Source organism: Pseudomonas entomophila L48 (assembly GCF_000026105.1).
Lineage (GTDB): Bacteria > Pseudomonadota > Gammaproteobacteria > Pseudomonadales > Pseudomonadaceae > Aquipseudomonas > Aquipseudomonas entomophila.
The window spans coordinates 3,639,745-3,656,186 of the sequence record NC_008027.1 but is presented as its reverse complement, the minus strand read 5'-3'; the positions used below and the strand labels follow the sequence as shown (position 1 = coordinate 3,656,186).

General features: G+C 65.5%; 10 protein-coding genes. 4 read left to right on the top strand and 6 right to left on the bottom strand.

The features are described from left to right. Window positions 1-125: 125 nt before the first annotated feature. Window positions 126-782, top strand: a complete 657-nt coding sequence (locus PSEEN_RS15670; protein ID WP_044488837.1) for a LexA family protein — start codon at window positions 126-128, stop codon at window positions 780-782. A gap of 88 nt (window positions 783-870) precedes the next feature. On the opposite strand, the gene PSEEN_RS15665 is transcribed toward PSEEN_RS15670, so the two are convergent. Genes PSEEN_RS15665 through PSEEN_RS15650 form a run of 4 tightly spaced genes read right to left on the bottom strand, consistent with a single transcriptional unit; the run spans window position 871 to window position 6,441 of the window. Beyond that, the gene (locus PSEEN_RS15665; RefSeq protein ID WP_011534526.1) at window positions 871-2,835 is read right to left on the bottom strand and encodes an acetyl/propionyl/methylcrotonyl-CoA carboxylase subunit alpha; all 1,965 of its coding nucleotides are present in this window, start codon (window positions 2,833-2,835) and stop codon (window positions 871-873) included. Further along, entirely contained in the window at window positions 2,832-3,647 is an 816-nt protein-coding gene (locus PSEEN_RS15660) for a gamma-carboxygeranoyl-CoA hydratase (protein ID WP_011534525.1), read from the bottom strand. Before PSEEN_RS15660 ends, PSEEN_RS15665 begins: the two co-directional genes overlap by 4 nt. Before the next feature lie 3 nt (window positions 3,648-3,650). Next, complete coding sequence (locus tag PSEEN_RS15655) at window positions 3,651-5,258, bottom strand: carboxyl transferase domain-containing protein (protein ID WP_011534524.1); 1,608 nt, start codon at window positions 5,256-5,258, stop codon at window positions 3,651-3,653. A gap of 19 nt (window positions 5,259-5,277) precedes the next feature. Then, window positions 5,278-6,441, bottom strand: coding sequence for an isovaleryl-CoA dehydrogenase (locus PSEEN_RS15650; protein ID WP_011534523.1), 1,164 nt, complete (start codon window positions 6,439-6,441; stop codon window positions 5,278-5,280). A gap of 286 nt (window positions 6,442-6,727) precedes the next feature. On the opposite strand from PSEEN_RS15650, the gene PSEEN_RS15645 reads away from it, so the two are divergent. After that, window positions 6,728-8,401 carry an AMP-binding protein gene (locus tag PSEEN_RS15645; protein ID WP_011534522.1) on the top strand — a complete coding sequence of 558 codons (1,674 nt, stop codon included), beginning with the start codon at window positions 6,728-6,730 and terminating at the stop codon, window positions 8,399-8,401. A gap of 2 nt (window positions 8,402-8,403) precedes the next feature. Here the strand turns inward: PSEEN_RS15645 and PSEEN_RS15640 are convergent, their stop codons facing one another. Next, a complete protein-coding gene (locus PSEEN_RS15640; RefSeq protein ID WP_011534521.1) occupies window positions 8,404-8,676 on the bottom strand; it encodes an acyl carrier protein in 273 nt (90 codons plus the stop codon). Between the two features lie 355 nt (window positions 8,677-9,031). Next, a complete protein-coding gene (gene metH, locus PSEEN_RS15635) occupies window positions 9,032-12,739 on the bottom strand; it encodes a methionine synthase (protein WP_011534520.1) in 3,708 nt (1,235 codons plus the stop codon). A 172-nt stretch (window positions 12,740-12,911) separates the two neighbouring features. Between metH and PSEEN_RS15630 the strand changes: the two genes are divergently transcribed. Beyond that, entirely contained in the window at window positions 12,912-15,212 is a 2,301-nt protein-coding gene (locus PSEEN_RS15630) for a fatty acid cis/trans isomerase (protein WP_011534519.1), read from the top strand. Window positions 15,213-15,376: 164 nt separating this feature from the next. Then, a complete protein-coding gene (locus PSEEN_RS15625; protein WP_011534518.1) occupies window positions 15,377-16,411 on the top strand; it encodes an acyltransferase family protein in 1,035 nt (344 codons plus the stop codon). The last annotated feature ends 31 nt before the right edge of the window (window positions 16,412-16,442 follow it).

Genomic DNA, 16,442 nt, shown 5'->3' with positions numbered 1-16,442 from the left:
GCACCTGTGAAATCCCTTCAAGGACAAGGAATACCGATACTAGGTCAATATGTATTAATTTTGTCTGCTAAGATAATTCCAGATGTGTATTGATGCCGTTCATCCAGTCCGTATCGTTCACCGCCATGGAAAACTGGATCGAATTTCTGTCGCGCTACAAGCGCGAGCACAACCTCAAGCAGTACCAACTGGCCGAACGGCTGGGCATGACCCAAGGCGGCCTCGGCCATTGGTTGCGTGGCACGCGCCGGCCGACCCTGGAGACCGTCAACGAAAAGCTGGAGCAGCTTGGGCTGGTGTACCTGGAGGCGCGGGTGATGGTGGTCGAGCGCGACATCATGGCGCGCGAGGAGCGGGGTGTTTACGCGGTGGAGCGGCCGCTTTCGGTCAATGCCATGCGCCATGCCAGTTTTCGCTTTCCGGTGTTGAGCTGGGCCGACCTGCAGGGCGCGTTGCCCGAGTCCAGTGAAACCCAGGAGCTGACCGGTTATATGCCTGCCGGTAATGCATTCTGGTTACCGGTGGAGAATGACTCGATGAACGCCGCCAGTGGCAGGAGTTTGCCGCAGGGGGTGCTGGTTTTGGTGGATGCGGGGATCGAGGTTGCGCCGGGCAGGTTGGTGGTGGCCAGGCAGCCTGGCAAGCCAGCGGTGCTGAGGGAGTTGATCGAAGAGGGCGGGCAGCGGATGCTCAGGCCGCTCAATACCTTGTATCCGACCGTGCTCTGCGAGGAGGGGTGCGAGTTTCTCGGCGTCGTGGTGAGGATGCACGGCGTGCTATAGGAGAGATGGCCTTCGCCGGCAAAGCCGGCTCCTACAGATTGTGCGCCAGGCGCGGACCCTTGTAGGAGCCGGCTTTGCCGGCGAACAGCTATTGAGCAGACTCCGCCTCTAGCTCGACCAGCACTGTCCCTTCGCTGACCATGTCCCCCTCCTGGCAGAACAGCGCCTTCACCATCCCAGAATGGGGCGCCCGAATACTGTGCTCCATCTTCATCGCCTCCAGCACCACCAGCGCGGTCCCGGCTTCCACCACTTGCCCCGGCTCGACCAGCACCCGCACGATGCTGCCGTTCATGGGCGCGCCCAGCCCGCCCTGGTGGCTGTGGCTGGCTTCCGCCGCAGCAATCGGGTCATGAACGCTGACGGCATGCAATTCACCCTGCCATTGCAGGTACAGCGTACCGCCCCGGCGCACCGCCAGGTGACGACGACGCAGGCCGTCCTGATCGTGGTACAGCTGCTCACCCACCAACCGATAGGTCGAAGGCGCGCTGCGCTCCAGTGCCACCGCCTGCTCATGCCCCTCACACTGCAAGTGCAGGCTACTGCGCGCCGGCAAACCCAGGCGCAGGCCATCGCGGGCCGCCCACGGCGAGGCGCGGTCGTCCTGGCGCTGCTGCGCAGGCTCGCTTTGCAACCAGGCCTCGGCGGCGGCTTCCCAGAATTGCGCAGGCAACGCCTGGGGTGCAGGTAACAACACGTCCTGATGACGCGGAATGAAGCCGGTATCCAGCTCCGCCTGCGCAAACGCCGGGTGCGCCAGGATGCGGCGCAGGAACGCGATATTGGTCTTCAACCCGCCAATGGCGAACTCATCGAGCATCGCCAGCAACCGCAGACGCGCCTGCTCGCGGTCCTCACCCCAGGCAATCAGCTTGCCCAGCATCGGGTCGTAGAACGGCGACACCACATCGCCCTCGCTGACGCCACTGTCCACCCGGCGCCCTTCGCCCGGCGCAGACTCGCGGTACAGCGCCAGGGTACCGGTGGCCGGCAGGAATTCATTGGCCGGATCTTCCGCGTACAGCCGCACCTCGATGGCATGGCCGATCAGCGGCACCTGATCCTGGGTGATCGGCAGCGGCTCGCCACAGGCCACGCGGATCTGCCAGGCCACCAGGTCGAGCCCGGTGATGGCTTCGGTGACCGGGTGCTCCACCTGCAGGCGGGTGTTCATCTCCATGAAGAAGAACTCACCCCGGGCATCGAGCAGGAACTCCACGGTGCCGGCGCCGACATAACCAATGGCCTGGGCCGCGCGTACTGCGGCCTCGCCCATGGCCTTGCGCAGGTCCGGGGAGAGGCCCGGCGCCGGCGCTTCCTCGACCACTTTCTGGTGGCGGCGCTGGATCGAGCAGTCACGTTCGTTGAGGTACAGGCAGTTGCCATGTTGGTCGGCGAACACCTGGATTTCCACATGACGCGGCTTGAGCACGTACTTCTCGACCAGCATCCGCGCATCGCCGAACGACGACTGCGCCTCGCGCTGCGCCGAGGCCAGGGCGTCGGCCAGCTGGCTTTCGTCCTCGACCACCTTCATGCCCTTGCCGCCGCCCCCGGCGCTGGCCTTGAGCAGTACCGGGTAACCGATGCGCTCGGCGGCGGCGCGGAAGGTGTCCAGGTCCTGGGCCTCGCCGTGGTAGCCCGGCACCAGCGGCACGCCGGCAGCCTCCATCAGCGCCTTGGCCGCTGACTTGCTGCCCATGGCATCGATGGCACTGGCCGGTGGGCCGAGGAAGATCAGCCCGGCCTGTTCGATGGCGCGGGCGAAACCGGCGTTCTCCGAGAGGAAGCCATAGCCCGGGTGGATCGCCTGGGCACCGCTGGCCTTGGCCGCGGCGATCAGCTTGTCGATCATCAGGTAGCTTTCAGCCGCCTTGGTGCCGCCCAGGTCGACGCGGATGTCCGCTTCGCGGCTGTGGCGCGCCTCGCGGTCGGTGGCGCTGTGCACGGCCACGGTGGTCAGGCCCAGGGCCTTGGCGGTGCGCATCACCCGGCAGGCGATCTCGCCACGGTTGGCGACCAGCAGGGTGGTGAGGGTGGGGCGGCTCATGGGCGCGGCTCCTTCTTGTGCTCGGTTTGCCAGGCGGGGCGGCGTTTTTCCAGGAAGGCGCGCAAGCCCTCCTGGCCTTCGGTGCTGACGCGGATACGGGCGATGGTGTTCTCGCAGTAGCGGCGCAGGGCCGGGCTCAGCTCGCCATCGTCCACTTCGCGCAGCAGGTCCTTGGTGGCGCGCAGGGCCTGGGGGCTGTTCTGCAGCAGGTTGTCGACCCAGGCCTCGACCTGCGCGTCCAGCTCGGCGGCCGGGCACACCTCGGCCAGCAGGCCCAGCTCACGGGCGCGCACACCGCTGAAACGCTCGGCGGTGAGCGCATAGCGGCGCGCTGCGCGCTCGCCGATGGCCTTGACCACGAATGGGCTGATCACCGCCGGGGCCAGGCCGATGCGCACTTCCGACAGGCACAGCTGGGCGTCTTCGGCGCCGATGGCCATGTCGCAGCAGCTGATCAGCCCCAGCGCGCCGCCGAAGGCCGCGCCTTGCACCACGGCCAGGGTCGGCGCCTTGAGCCGGTGCAGGGCGTACATCAGCTCGCCCAGTTCATGGGCGTCGTCAAGGTTGGTGTTGAAGTCCAGCTCGGCCGACTGCTGCATCCAGGCTAGATCTGCGCCGGCACTGAAATGCCGGCCACGGCCGCGCAGCACCACGAAGCGCAGGCTGGCGTCCTCGGCGATCTGGTCGAGGGCGACGATCAGCTCGCGGATCATCTGCGCGTTGAAGGCGTTGTTCTTGTCTTCCCGGCTCAGCCACAGGGTGGCGAAGCCGCGAGGGTCCTTGACCAGTTCGATAGTCGCGAAGTCGCTCATGGGTCACATCCGGAAAATGCCGAAGCGGCTCTGTTCGATCGGGGCGTTCAGCGCGGCGGACAGCGCCAGGCCGAGCACGTCGCGGGTCTGCGCCGGGTCGATGACGCCGTCATCCCACAGCCGGGCGCTGGAGTAGTAGGGGTGGCCCTGGCGTTCGTACTGGTCGAGGATCGGCTGCTTGAGCTTCTTCTCGTCGTCCGCGCTGAACACCTCGCCACTGCGCTCGCTCTGTTCGCGCTTGACCTGGGCCAGCACCCCGGCCGCCTGCTCGGCGCCCATCACGCCAATGCGTGCGTTGGGCCACATCCACAGGAAGCGCGGGTCGTAGGCGCGGCCGCACATGCCGTAGTTGCCGGCACCGAAGCTGCCGCCGATGATCACCGTGAACTTCGGTACCTGGGCGCAGGCCACCGCGGTCACCAGCTTGGCGCCGTGCTTGGCGATGCCGCCTTCTTCGTATTTTTTGCCGACCATGAAGCCGGTGATGTTCTGCAGGAACAGCAGCGGGATGCCGCGCTGGCAGGCCAGTTCGATGAAGTGCGCGCCTTTTTGCGCGGCCTCGGCGAAGAGGATGCCGTTGTTGGCCAGGATCGCCACCGGGTAGCCGTGCAGGTGGGCGAAGCCGCACACCAGGGTGGTGCCGAACAGCGCCTTGAATTCATCGAACACCGAACCGTCGACCAGGCGCGCAATCACCTCGCGCACGTCGAACGGCTGCTTGGCGTCGGCCGGCACCACGCCGTACAACTCCTCGGCGTTGTACAGCGGCGCGATCGGCGCCTGGCATTGCAGCTTGCCCTGCTTGTGCCAGTTGAGGTTGGCGACGCTGCGCCGGGCGATGGCCAGGGCGTGCTCGTCGTTGTCGGCGTAATGGTCGGCCACGCCGCTGGTGCGGCAGTGCACGTCGGCGCCGCCGAGGTCCTCGGCGCTGACCACTTCACCGGTCGCGGCTTTCACCAAAGGGGGGCCTGCAAGGAAGATGGTCGCCTGCTGGCGCACCATGATCGCTTCGTCGGCCATGGCCGGCACATAGGCGCCGCCGGCGGTGCACGAGCCCATCACCACGGCGATCTGCGGAATCCCTAAGGCACTCATGTTGGCCTGGTTGAAGAAGATCCGCCCGAAATGCTCGCGGTCGGGGAACACCTCGTCCTGGCGCGGCAGGTTGGCGCCGCCGGAGTCCACCAGGTAGATGCACGGCAGGCGGTTCTGCAGGGCGATGGTCTGGGCGCGCAGGTGCTTCTTCACCGTCAGCGGGTAATAAGAACCGCCTTTGACCGTGGCGTCGTTGGCCACAATCATGCACTCCACGCCTTCGACCCGGCCGATGCCGGCGATCACGCCCGCAGCCGGCACGTCCTCGCCATACACCTCATGGGCGGCCAGCTGGCCGATCTCGAGGAATGACGAGCCTGGGTCGAGCAGGCGGTCGATGCGCTCGCGGGGCAGCAACTTGCCACGCGAGGTGTGCCGCGCCTGGGCTTTCGGCCCGCCGCCCTGGCTGACCTGGGCGAGCAGGCCGCGCAGGGCCTGGACTTGTTCGAGCATGGCCGCGCTGTTGCTGGCGAACTCCGCCGAGCGCGGGTTGATCTGGGTATGCAAGGTAGCCATGTGCGCCGGTTCCTTGTGCTCAGCGGGTTTCGTTGAACAGTTCGCGGCCGATCAGCATCCGGCGGATCTCGCTGGTGCCGGCCCCGATCTCGTACAGCTTGGCGTCGCGCAGCAGGCGGCCGGCCGGGAATTCATTGATGTAGCCGTTGCCGCCGAGGATCTGGATCGCCTCCAGGGCCATCTGCGTGGCGCGCTCGGCGGTGTACAGGATCACCCCGGCGGCGTCCTTGCGGGTGGTCTCGGCGCGGTCGCAGGCCTGGGCCACGGCGTACAGGTAGGCGCGGCTGGCGTTGAGCTGGGTGTACATGTCGGCGATCTTGCCCTGGATCAGCTGGAACTCGCCGATGCTCTGGCCGAACTGCTTGCGGTCGTGGATGTACGGGACCACCAGGTCCATGCAGCTCTGCATGATGCCGGTGGGGCCACCGGCGAGTACCACGCGCTCGTAGTCCAGGCCGCTCATCAGCACGCGCACACCGCCGTTGAGCTGGCCGAGGATGTTTTCTTCCGGCACTTCGACGTCATCGAAGAACAGCTCGCAAGTGTTGGAGCCGCGCATGCCGAGCTTGTCGAACTTGTTGCTGCGGGTGAAGCCTTTCCAGTCGCGCTCGACGATGAATGCGGTGATGCCGTGGGGGCCCTTGTCCAGGTCGGTCTTGGCGTAGATCACGTAGGTGTTGGCGTCGGGGCCGTTGGTGATCCAGGTCTTGCTGCCGTTGAGCACGTAGCGGTCGCCGCGTTTCTCGGCGCGCAGCTTCATCGACACCACGTCGGAGCCGGCGTTGGGCTCGCTCATGGCCAGGGCGCCGATGTGTTCGCCGCTGATCAGCTTGGGCAGGTACTTGAGTTTCTGCTCGTGGGTGCCGTTGCGATTGATCTGGTTGACGCACAGGTTGGAGTGGGCGCCGTACGACAGGGCCACCGAGGCCGAGGCGCGGCTGATCTCTTCCATCGACACCACGTGGGCCAGGTAGCCCAGGCCGGCGCCGCCGTATTCTTCAGGGACGGTGATGCCCAGCAGGCCCATGTCGCCGAACTTGCGCCACATGTCGGCGGGGAACAGGTTGTCGTGGTCGATCTGCGCGGCGCGCGGCGCCAGCTCGGCGGCGACGAAGGTGCGCACCTGGTCGCGGAGCATGTCGATGGTCTCGCCCAGGGCGAAGTTCAGGCTGGGGTAATGCATGTGCGGGCACCTTCTTGTTCTTGAAATTCGAGGTACCACGCCGGCCCTGTAGGAGCGGGCTTGCCCCGCGATGCCCGTCAGAACGGCCAGCAGTACTGCCTGGTCCGGCCTCATCGCGGGGCAAGCCCGCTCCTACAGGGTCGGCGTGATGCGTGGTTGACGTTAACGTAAACCTGCCTTTCGAACGTGTCAATCGGAACATAACCTTTACGTAAACGTAAATCTGCGCCAGAGTAATTGCCGCCTGCTTCAGTCATGCCCAGAACAACCACAAGAAGGGATCGCCATGCCTCAACCAAGCTACACACGCGGCCGCCAGGACAAACCCTTGCTCACCCAGACCATCGGCCAGGCCTTCGACGCCACCGTCGCCCGCCACGGCGAGCGCGAGGCGCTGGTGGTGCGCCACCAGCACCTGCGCTACAGCTGGCGCGAGCTGGCCGCCGAGGTCGATGTGCACGCCCGGGCCTTGATGGCGCTGGGCGTGGAGGTCGGCGAGCGGGTCGGCAATTGGGCGCCCAACTGCGCCCAGTGGTGCATCCTGCAACTGGCCACGGCCAAGGTTGGTGCGATCCTGGTCAACATCAACCCGGCCTACCGCGTGGGCGAGCTGGAATACGTGCTGCGCCAGTCCGGTTGCCGCTGGCTGGTGTGCGCGGATGCCTTCAAGAGCTCCGACTACCAGGCGATGGTGCAGGAACTAGTGCCTGAGCTGGCGAGCCATGCCCTGGGCGAGCTGGCCAGCGAACGCCTGCCCGACCTGCGCGGCGTGATCAGCCTGGCCGCCGAGCCACCCGCTGGCTTCCTGCCCTGGGCCGCGCTGGCCGGGCGGGCAGGGGAGGTTGAGGTAGTCGCCTACGAAGCCCGGCAACAGGGCCTGCAATTCGATCAGCCGGTGAACATCCAGTACACCTCCGGCACCACCGGCGCACCCAAAGGCGCCACGCTGAGCCACTACAACATCCTCAACAACGGCTACATGGTCGGCGAGAGCCTGGGCCTGACCGAGCGCGACCGCATGGTGATCCCGGTGCCGCTGTACCACTGCTTCGGCATGGTCATGGGCAACCTGGGCTGCATCACCCACGGCAGCGCCATGATCTACCCCAACGACGCCTTCGACGCCGAGCTCACCCTGCGCGCCGTGGCCGAGGAGCGTGCCAGCATCCTCTATGGCGTGCCGACCATGTTCATCGCCTTGCTCGACCACCCCAGCCGTGCCGCGCTGGACCTGTCCACGCTACGCAGCGGCATCATGGCCGGCGCCACCTGCCCGATCGAGGTGATGCGCAAGGTGATCGACCAACTGCACATGGCCGAGGTGCAGATCGCCTATGGCATGACCGAGACCAGCCCGGTGTCGCTGCAGACCGGCCCCGACGACGGCCTGGAACTGCGCGTGACCACCGTCGGCCGCACCCATCCGCAGCTGGAGACCAAGCTGGTGGATGTCGATGGGCGCATCGTTGCCCGTGGCGAGATCGGCGAGTTGTGCACCCGGGGCTACAGCGTGATGCTCGGCTACTGGGACAACTTGCAGGCCACCCATGACGCCCTCGACCCGGCTGGGTGGATGCATACCGGCGACCTGGCAGTGATGGACGATGACGGCTATGTGCGCATCGTCGGGCGCAACAAGGACATGATCATCCGTGGCGGCGAGAACATCTATCCGCGGGAGTTGGAGGAGTTCTTCCACACCCACCCGGCGGTGGCCGAGGCGCAGGTGGTGGGGATACCGTGCAGCAAGTATGGCGAGGAGGTGGTGGCGTGGATTCGCTTGCACCCGGGGCACAGTGCCACGGCGGAGGAGTTGCAGCAGTGGTGCAAGGCGCGGCTGGCGCATTTCAAGACGCCGCGGCATTTCCGCTTTGTCGATGAATTTCCGATGACGGTGACGGGGAAGGTGCAGAAGTTTCGGATGCAGGAGATCAGTGTCGAGGAGCTGGCAGGGCGATGATGTCAGGTGAGGGGCGGCCCTGCCGATGTTTCTGGCTCGGGCATGGTCCGGAAGATCAGGTCGACCAGTTCGGCGAAGGTGAGGTAGGGGCGCAGTGGCTGGTGGATCAGGATGCCGAAGGTTTCTTCGATCAGCGCTTGTAGCTCGAACATGTCGAAGCTGTCGGCACCCAGTTCGCCAAGGGAAATGTCGGGGCGGATCTGGTGCAGGCTCTGCTCGAGGAAGTAACTGATGATCCAGCGCAGGTGGAAAGCGATGTAGAGCCGAGAGTGCATGCTGGGGCTGCCGTGGGAGGAGAGATGATCCTCTTTAGCGCGCCTTGGTGTTGGCGGCTACTGGTAGAAATGCTAGGTGCGGGGCTGTGGGATTTGTGCTCCGGGTTGCCCGACCCGCGAGGAGGCGGTGCGGAGGATTGCACCGGCTGTGCCGGTGTTCGCCGGCAAGCCGGCTCCTACCGGGTGGGGGTTTGGTTTGCACGGCCCTGTAGGAGCGGCTTCAGCCGCGAATCAGGCGACGCGGAGCCTGGCACCGGCAGAGCCGGTGTTCGCGGGGCAAGCCCGCTCCTACAAGATCCTCGTTGGGTCAACGGGAGCAGTGTTTTGTTCCCACCAGGATCGTCGACGACGGGGCTCAGCCCTCGTAACCAAGGTTCGGCGCCAGCCAACGTTCGCTCACGCTCACATCCTGCCCCTTGCGCGCGCTGTAGCGCTCGACCTGGTCCTTGTCCACCTTGCCCACGGCGAAGTACTGCGCCTGCGGATGGGCGAAGTACCAGCCGCTGACCGCCGCCGCCGGGAACATGGCGAAGTGCTCGGTGAGGAACACGCCGCTGGGGCCGGTCTCGCCGATGGCGGTGCCGTCCAGCAGGCGGAACAGGGTTTCCTTCTCGGTGTGATCCGGGCAGGCCGGGTAGCCTGGCGCGGGGCGGATGCCGCTGTACTGCTCCTTGATCAGCGCCTCGTTGTCCAGGTGCTCGTCCTTGGCGTAACCCCAGTGCTCTTTGCGCACCTGCTCGTGCAGCCACTCGGCGCAGGCCTCGGCCAGGCGGTCGGCCAGGGCCTTGACCATGATCGAGCTGTAGTCGTCGCCCTTGTCCTGGTAGGCCTTGGCCACTTCCTCGGCACCGATGCCGGCGGTGGTGATGAAGCCGCCGACGTAGTCGGTCACGCCGCTGTCCTTGGGGGCGACGAAGTCGGCCAGCGACCAGTTGGGCTTGCCGTCGGGCTTGATGGTCTGCTGGCGCAGGTGGTGCAGGGTGGCCAGGGTGTCGCCGTTATCGCCATAGACTTCGATGTCGTCATGCTCGACCTGGTTGGCCGGCCAGAAACCGAACACCGCGCGGGCGCTGATCAGCTTCTCGTCGATCAGCTTGTCGAGCATCTCGCGGGCGTCCTTGTACAGCGCCGTGGCAGCCTCGCCGACCACTTCGTCGGTGAGGATGCGCGGGAACTTGCCGGCCAGGTCCCAGGAAATGAAGAACGGGGTCCAGTCGATGTACTCGGCCAGGGTGCGCAGGTCGATGTTCTCCAGCACCTTGACGCCAGTGAAGCTAGGCACCGCGGCCTGGTAGCCGGCCCAGTCGTACTGCGGCTTGGCGGCGATGGCCTGGTCGTAGCTCAGGCGCTCGGTGCGGGCGCTGCGGTTGGCGGTACGCTCGCGTACTTCCACGTATTCTTCGCGGGTCTTGGCGACGAAGCCGGCCTTGAGTTCCTTCGACAGCAGTTGCGTGGCCACGCCCACCGCGCGCGAGGCGTCGGTGACGTACACCACGGCGTCGTTCGAGTACTTGGGCTCGATCTTCACCGCCGTGTGCGCCTTGGAGGTGGTGGCACCACCGATCATCAGCGGCAGGTGGAAGTCCTGGCGCTGCATCTCGCGGGCGACGTGGACCATCTCGTCCAGCGACGGGGTGATCAGGCCGGACAGGCCGATGATGTCGCACTTCTGCTCGCGGGCGGTCTGCAAAATCTTCTCGGCCGGCACCATCACGCCCATGTCGACGATGTCGTAGCCGTTGCAACCGAGCACCACGCCGACGATGTTCTTGCCGATGTCATGCACGTCGCCCTTGACCGTGGCCATGAGGATCTTGCCCTTGGCCTCGGGCTTGTCGCCTTTCTCTTCCTCGATGAACGGGATCAGGTGGGCCACGGCCTGCTTCATCACCCGGGCCGACTTGACCACCTGGGGCAGGAACATCTTGCCGGCGCCGAACAGGTCGCCGACCACGTTCATGCCGCTCATCAGCGGGCCTTCGATGACCTCGATCGGGCGCGCCGACTGCTGGCGGCACTCTTCGGTGTCCTCGACGATGTGGGCGGTGATGCCTTTGACCAGCGCATGCTCAAGGCGCTTGGCCACCGGCAGCGAGCGCCACTCTTCGTTCTCGACTTCCTTGGTGGCGCCGCCGCCTTTGTAGTCGTCGGCAATCGCCAGCAGGGCATCGGTGCCGTGCGGGGTGCGGTTGAGCACCACGTCCTCGACCTTTTCGCGCAGGGCGGCGGGGATCTCGTCGTAGATCTCCAGCTGGCCGGCGTTGACGATACCCATGGTCAGGCCGTTCTGGATGGCGTGGTAGAGGAACACCGAGTGGATCGCCTCGCGTACCGGGTTGTTGCCACGGAACGAGAACGACACGTTCGATACACCGCCCGAGCTCAGGGCGTAGGGCAGGTGGTCACGGATGTAGGCGCAGGCTTCGATGAAGTCGACGGCGTAGTTGTTGTGCTCCTCGATGCCGGTGGCCACGGCGAAGATGTTCGGGTCGAAGATGATGTCTTCCGGCGGGAAGCCCACTTCGTTGACCAGGATGTCGTAGCTGCGCTGGCAGATTTCTTTCTTGCGTGCGGCGGTGTCGGCCTGGCCGACCTCGTCGAAGGCCATCACCACCACGGCGGCGCCATAGCGCTTGCACAGGCGGGCGTGGTGCTTGAACTGCTCGACGCCTTCTTTCATCGAGATCGAGTTGACGATGCCCTTGCCCTGGATGCACTTCAGGCCCGCCTCGATCACCTCCCACTTGGAGGAGTCGATCATGATTGGCACGCGGGAAATGTCCGGTTCGCCGGCGATCAGGTTGAGGAAGCGGACCATGGCGGCCTGGGAGTCGAGCATCCCTTCGTCCATGTTGATATCGATCACCTGGGCGCCGGCCTCGACCTGCTGCAGGGCCACTTCCAGGGCTTCGGTGTAGTTCTCTTCGCGGATCAGCCGGGCGAACTTGGCGGAGCCGGTGATGTTGGTGCGCTCGCCGACGTTGACGAACAGCGACTGGCGGTCGATGGTGAACGGCTCAAGGCCCGACAGGCGGCAGGCCTTGGGGATGTCCGGGATGGCCCGTGGCTTGTGCTTGGCCACGGCCTCGGCAATGGCCTGGATGTGCGGCGGGGTGGTGCCGCAGCAGCCGCCGATGATGTTGAGGAAGCCGCTGGCGGCGAACTCCTCGACCACCGCGGCCATTTCCGCCGGGGTTTCGTCATATTCGCCGAAGGCGTTGGGCAGGCCGGCGTTGGGGTGCGCGGAGACGAAGGTATCGGCCTTGCCGGCCAGCTCTTCCAGGTACGGGCGCAGGTCTTTCGCGCCCAGGGCGCAGTTCAGGCCGATGGAGATCGGCTTGGCGTGGCGTACCGAGTTCCAGAACGCTTCGGTGGTCTGGCCGGACAGGGTGCGGCCGGAGGCGTCGGTGATGGTGCCGGAGATCATGATCGGCAGCTCGACGTTGTCTTCCTCGAACACCTGCTGCACGGCGAAGATCGCCGCCTTGGCGTTCAAGGTGTCGAAGATGGTCTCGATCAGCAGCAGGTCGGCGCCGCCTTCGATCAGCCCACGGGTGGCCTCGATGTAGTTGGTCACCAGCTCGTCGAAGGTGACGTTGCGGTAGCCGGGGTCGTTGACGTCGGGGGAGATCGAGCAGGTGCGGCTGGTCGGGCCGAGCACGCCGGCGACGAAGCGCGGCTTGTCCGGGGTTTCCAGGGTCTTGGCGTCCGCCACCTGGCGGGCCACGCGCGCACCCTCGACGTTGAGTTCGTACACCAGCGCTTCCATGCCGTAGTCGGCCTGGGAGATCTGCGTGGCGTTGAAGGTGTTGGTTTCGAGAATATCCGCGCCGGCGTCGAGGTAGGCTTTCTCGATCGCGGCGATCACATCGGGGCGGGTGAGCAGCAACAAATCGTTGTTACCCTTCACGTCGCTTGGCCAATCGGCGAAGCGCGTGCCACGATAGTCGTGTTCCTCCAGGCGGTAACTCTGGATCATAGTACCCATGCCGCCGTCGAGGATCAGGATGCGCTCTTTGAGTGCTTTCTGGAGTGCTTGTAAACGAGCGCTGCGGTCGGACATAGGAACTACCTGGTCGGGCGAATATCAGAAGGTGCCGAATAATAACAAAGCTGCACGGATTTTAGGCGTGCCGCCGTTTTGCATGAATTTCCTTCATGTTGGCGCATGCCCCAGCACCCAGGACCCGGTCAGGCATATCGTGATGGCTTTCAGAAACCAGGACTTTCGGCACATGTTGCTTCGCATACTTGCCAGCGTCTTCGCCCTGCTGATCAGTGGCGTGGCGTTCGCGCAGGCCCCCCAATCGAGCCCGGCGATTTCGTACACCCGGGACATCCAACCGATCTTCACCGAGAAGTGCGTGGCCTGCCACGCCTGCAACGATGCCGCCTGCCAGCTCAACCTGGGCAGCGCCGAGGGCGCCGAGCGTGGCGCCTCGAAGGTGCCGGTGTACCAGGGCGAGCGCAGCCAGGCGGTGCCCACCACGCGGCTGTTCTACGACGCCCACGACGAGGCCGGCTGGCGCAAGGCCGGGTTCTACTCGGTGCTGGACAAGCAGGGCAGCCAGGCCGCGCTGATGGCGCGCATGCTCGAGCTGGGCCACAAGACACCGCTCACGCCCAACGCCAAGCTGCCGGACGAGATCGTGCTGGGGCTCAACCGCAACAACATGTGCCCCATGCCCCACGAGTTCGACGCCTATGCCGGTGCCCATCCGAAGGAGGGCATGCCGCTGGCGGTCACCGGCCTGACCGACCAGGAGTACCAGACGCTGCAACGCTGGTTGGCGGCTGGCGCGCCGGTGGAGAAGACCCAGTTCGTGCCCAACGCGGCGGAAGCCCGGCAGATCTTCGAATGGGAAGAGTTGCTCAACCGCCCGGGCTCGACCGAGGCACTGGTTGCCCGTTGGCTGTACGAGCATTTGTTCCTGGCCCACATCTATTTCGTCGGCGGTGAGCAGGGCCACTTCTTCCAGTGGGTGCGTTCGCGCACCCCGAGCGGCCGGCCGGTCGACCTGATCGCCACCCGCCGCCCCAATGATCCACCGGGCACCGACTTCTATTACCGCTTGGTGCCGGTGCAGGGCGTGATCGTCCACAAGACCCACATCACCTACCCGATGGGCCCGCAGAAGCTCAAGCGGGTCAAGCAGCTGTTCTACAGCGGCGACTGGCATGCCAGCGCGCTGCCCGGCTACGGCCCGCGGCACCGCGCCAACCCGTTCGAGACCTTCGAGGCGATCCCGGCGGTGGCCCGCTACCAGTTCATGCTGGACAACGCCGAGTACTTCGTGCGCACCTTCATCCGTGGCCCGGTGTGCCGCGGGCAGATCGCCACCGACGTGATCCGCGACAACTTCTGGGCGCTGTTCCAGGAGCCGGCCCACGACCTGTACATCACCGACGCCAAGTACCGGGGCGAGGCCACGCCGTTGCTGGCCATGCCCGGCCAGATCGACGACGTCGGCAGCGTGCTGGGCCTTTGGCATGCCTACCGCGACAAGCGCAACGAGTACGAGGCGCTGCGCCGCGAGGCCTACGCCGAGCAGCCGGCGCCGAGCTGGTCGACGCTGTGGGCGGGCAACGACAACGCCTTGCTCAGCATCTTCCGCCACTTCGACAGCGCCTCGGTGACCAAGGGCCTGATCGGTGACGTGCCACTGACCATGTGGCTGTTCGACTACCCGCTGTTCGAGCGCACCTACTATCAGTTGGCGGTGAACTTCGATGTGTTCGGCAACGTCTCGCATCAGTTGCAGACGCGCCTGTACTTCGACCTGATCCGCAATGGCGCTGAGGTCAATTTCCTGCGCCTGATGCCGGCCGGCAAGCGCAGTGAGATCCTGGGCAACTGGTACCAGAACAGCGGCAAGGTGAAGATGTGGATGGACTACGAGGACATCGACACCAGCACCCCGAGCGCGTTGAAGCTGGACAAGCACGACCCCAAGCGTGATTTCGGCCTGAAACTATTGCAGCGCACCGGCAGCCTGAATGCCGCGCCAGATCCGATCAACCGCTGCCTGAGCGCTTATTGCTCGCGACCGCAGATGAGCGAAGAGTTCCGCGACGTCGAGCAGTCGCTCAGCCGCCTGGTGTCGCGCCCGGCCGCGGGCCTGAAAGTGATCGACCAGTTGCCCGAGGCGACGATGCTGCGCATCGAAGGGCAGGGCGGCCAGCGCCAGGTGTACAGCCTGCTGCGCAACCGTGCCCACAGCAACGTGGCGTTCCTGCTGGGCGAGGCCTACCGCTACCAGCCGGGGCTGGACACCCTGACCCTGGTGCCGGGCGTGCTCAGCAGCTACCCGAACTTCATCTTCAACGTGCCTGCGAAGGAGGTGCCGGAGTTCGTCGAGGACCTGGAAGCGGCCCGCGACGACACGGCCAAGTTCGAGCGCATCGTCATGCGCTGGGGCGTACGCCGCAGCCACCCGGAGTTCTGGCGCTACTTCCATGACCTGAACCGCTATATCCAGGAGACCGATCCGGTGGAGGCGGGGGTGCTGGACATGAACCGCTACGAGAACCTCTGATCGGGTGGCCTGACCTTTCCCGGCATGCTGCGGTCGGAGAGGCAGGTGGGTGTTGTGCAGCCCGTTCGCCGGCAAGCCGGCTCCTACAACCCACGTAGGAGCCGGCTTGCCGGCGAACGATCGCGACGCAAGGCCCGAACTCACCGGCAATCGCAGGGTATTTCATGCTGTATTCGCTTCAGGCACTCCGGGCATTCGCCGCCTGGGTGGTGGTCTGCCACCACTTTATGCAGATCTTCTTCGACTTCCACGCCACCGGCCCCCTTGGCCAACTGCTCAGCGATCGCGGGGCGGTCGGGGTGGACATCTTCTTCGTCATCAGCGGCCTGGTGATCTACCTCTCGACCCGCGACAAGGCCATCGCCCCTGGGCGGTTCCTGCTCAACCGCGCCCTGCGCATCGTTCCGGCCTACTGGTTCTACACCCTGCTGATGGCGGCGCTGATGCTGGTCGCCAGCCGCTGGATGCCGCACCAGGTGTTCGCCTGGCAGCACCTGCTGCTGTCACTGCTGTTCATCCCGGCGGAAAACCCCGGTGGCTACGGCCTGTACCCGACCCTCAACGTGGGCTGGACACTGAATTTCGAGATGTTCTTCTACCTGCTGTTCGGCCTGGCCTTCCTGGTGCGCCAGCGCCATCACCTGTTGCTGGTGACGGCGGCGTTGCTGCTGGTCAGCGAGGTGCTGGGCCGGTTGGGCGTGCTGAGCCGCTTTTACAACAACGACATCGTCTATGAGTTCTTGCTGGGCATCGGCCTGGGCGTGCTCTATCGCCGGGGGCTGATCCGCGAGGGCCTGTGGTTGCCGCTGGCGCTGCTGGGCGTGGCCGGTTTCGCCCTGTATCACCTGGATGCCTCCCAGCGCCTGTTGCACTGGGGCCTGCCCAGCGCGCTGGTGGTGCTGGCGTTCATCGCCCTGGAGCCGTGGTTCAAGGGCAACCGGGTGCTCAAGGCGCTGGGCGATTGCTCCTACTCGGTGTACCTGGTCCATGTGCTGGTGCTGTACGGCGGCTTGTTCGCCAGCCAGCGGCTGCAGTTGAACCCGTACTTGGTATTTGCGATCTGCGTGCCGTCAATCGGACTAATGTCGTGGCTCAGCTACCAATGGCTGGAACGTGGCCTGTACCGGCGCCTGCAGGGCTGGGTCGCAGTGGAACCTGCGCGGGAACCGGCCTTGGCGCTATCCCGAGTCAAATGCTAGGACTTTGTTCGAAGGCCGGGTTGGCGTACAC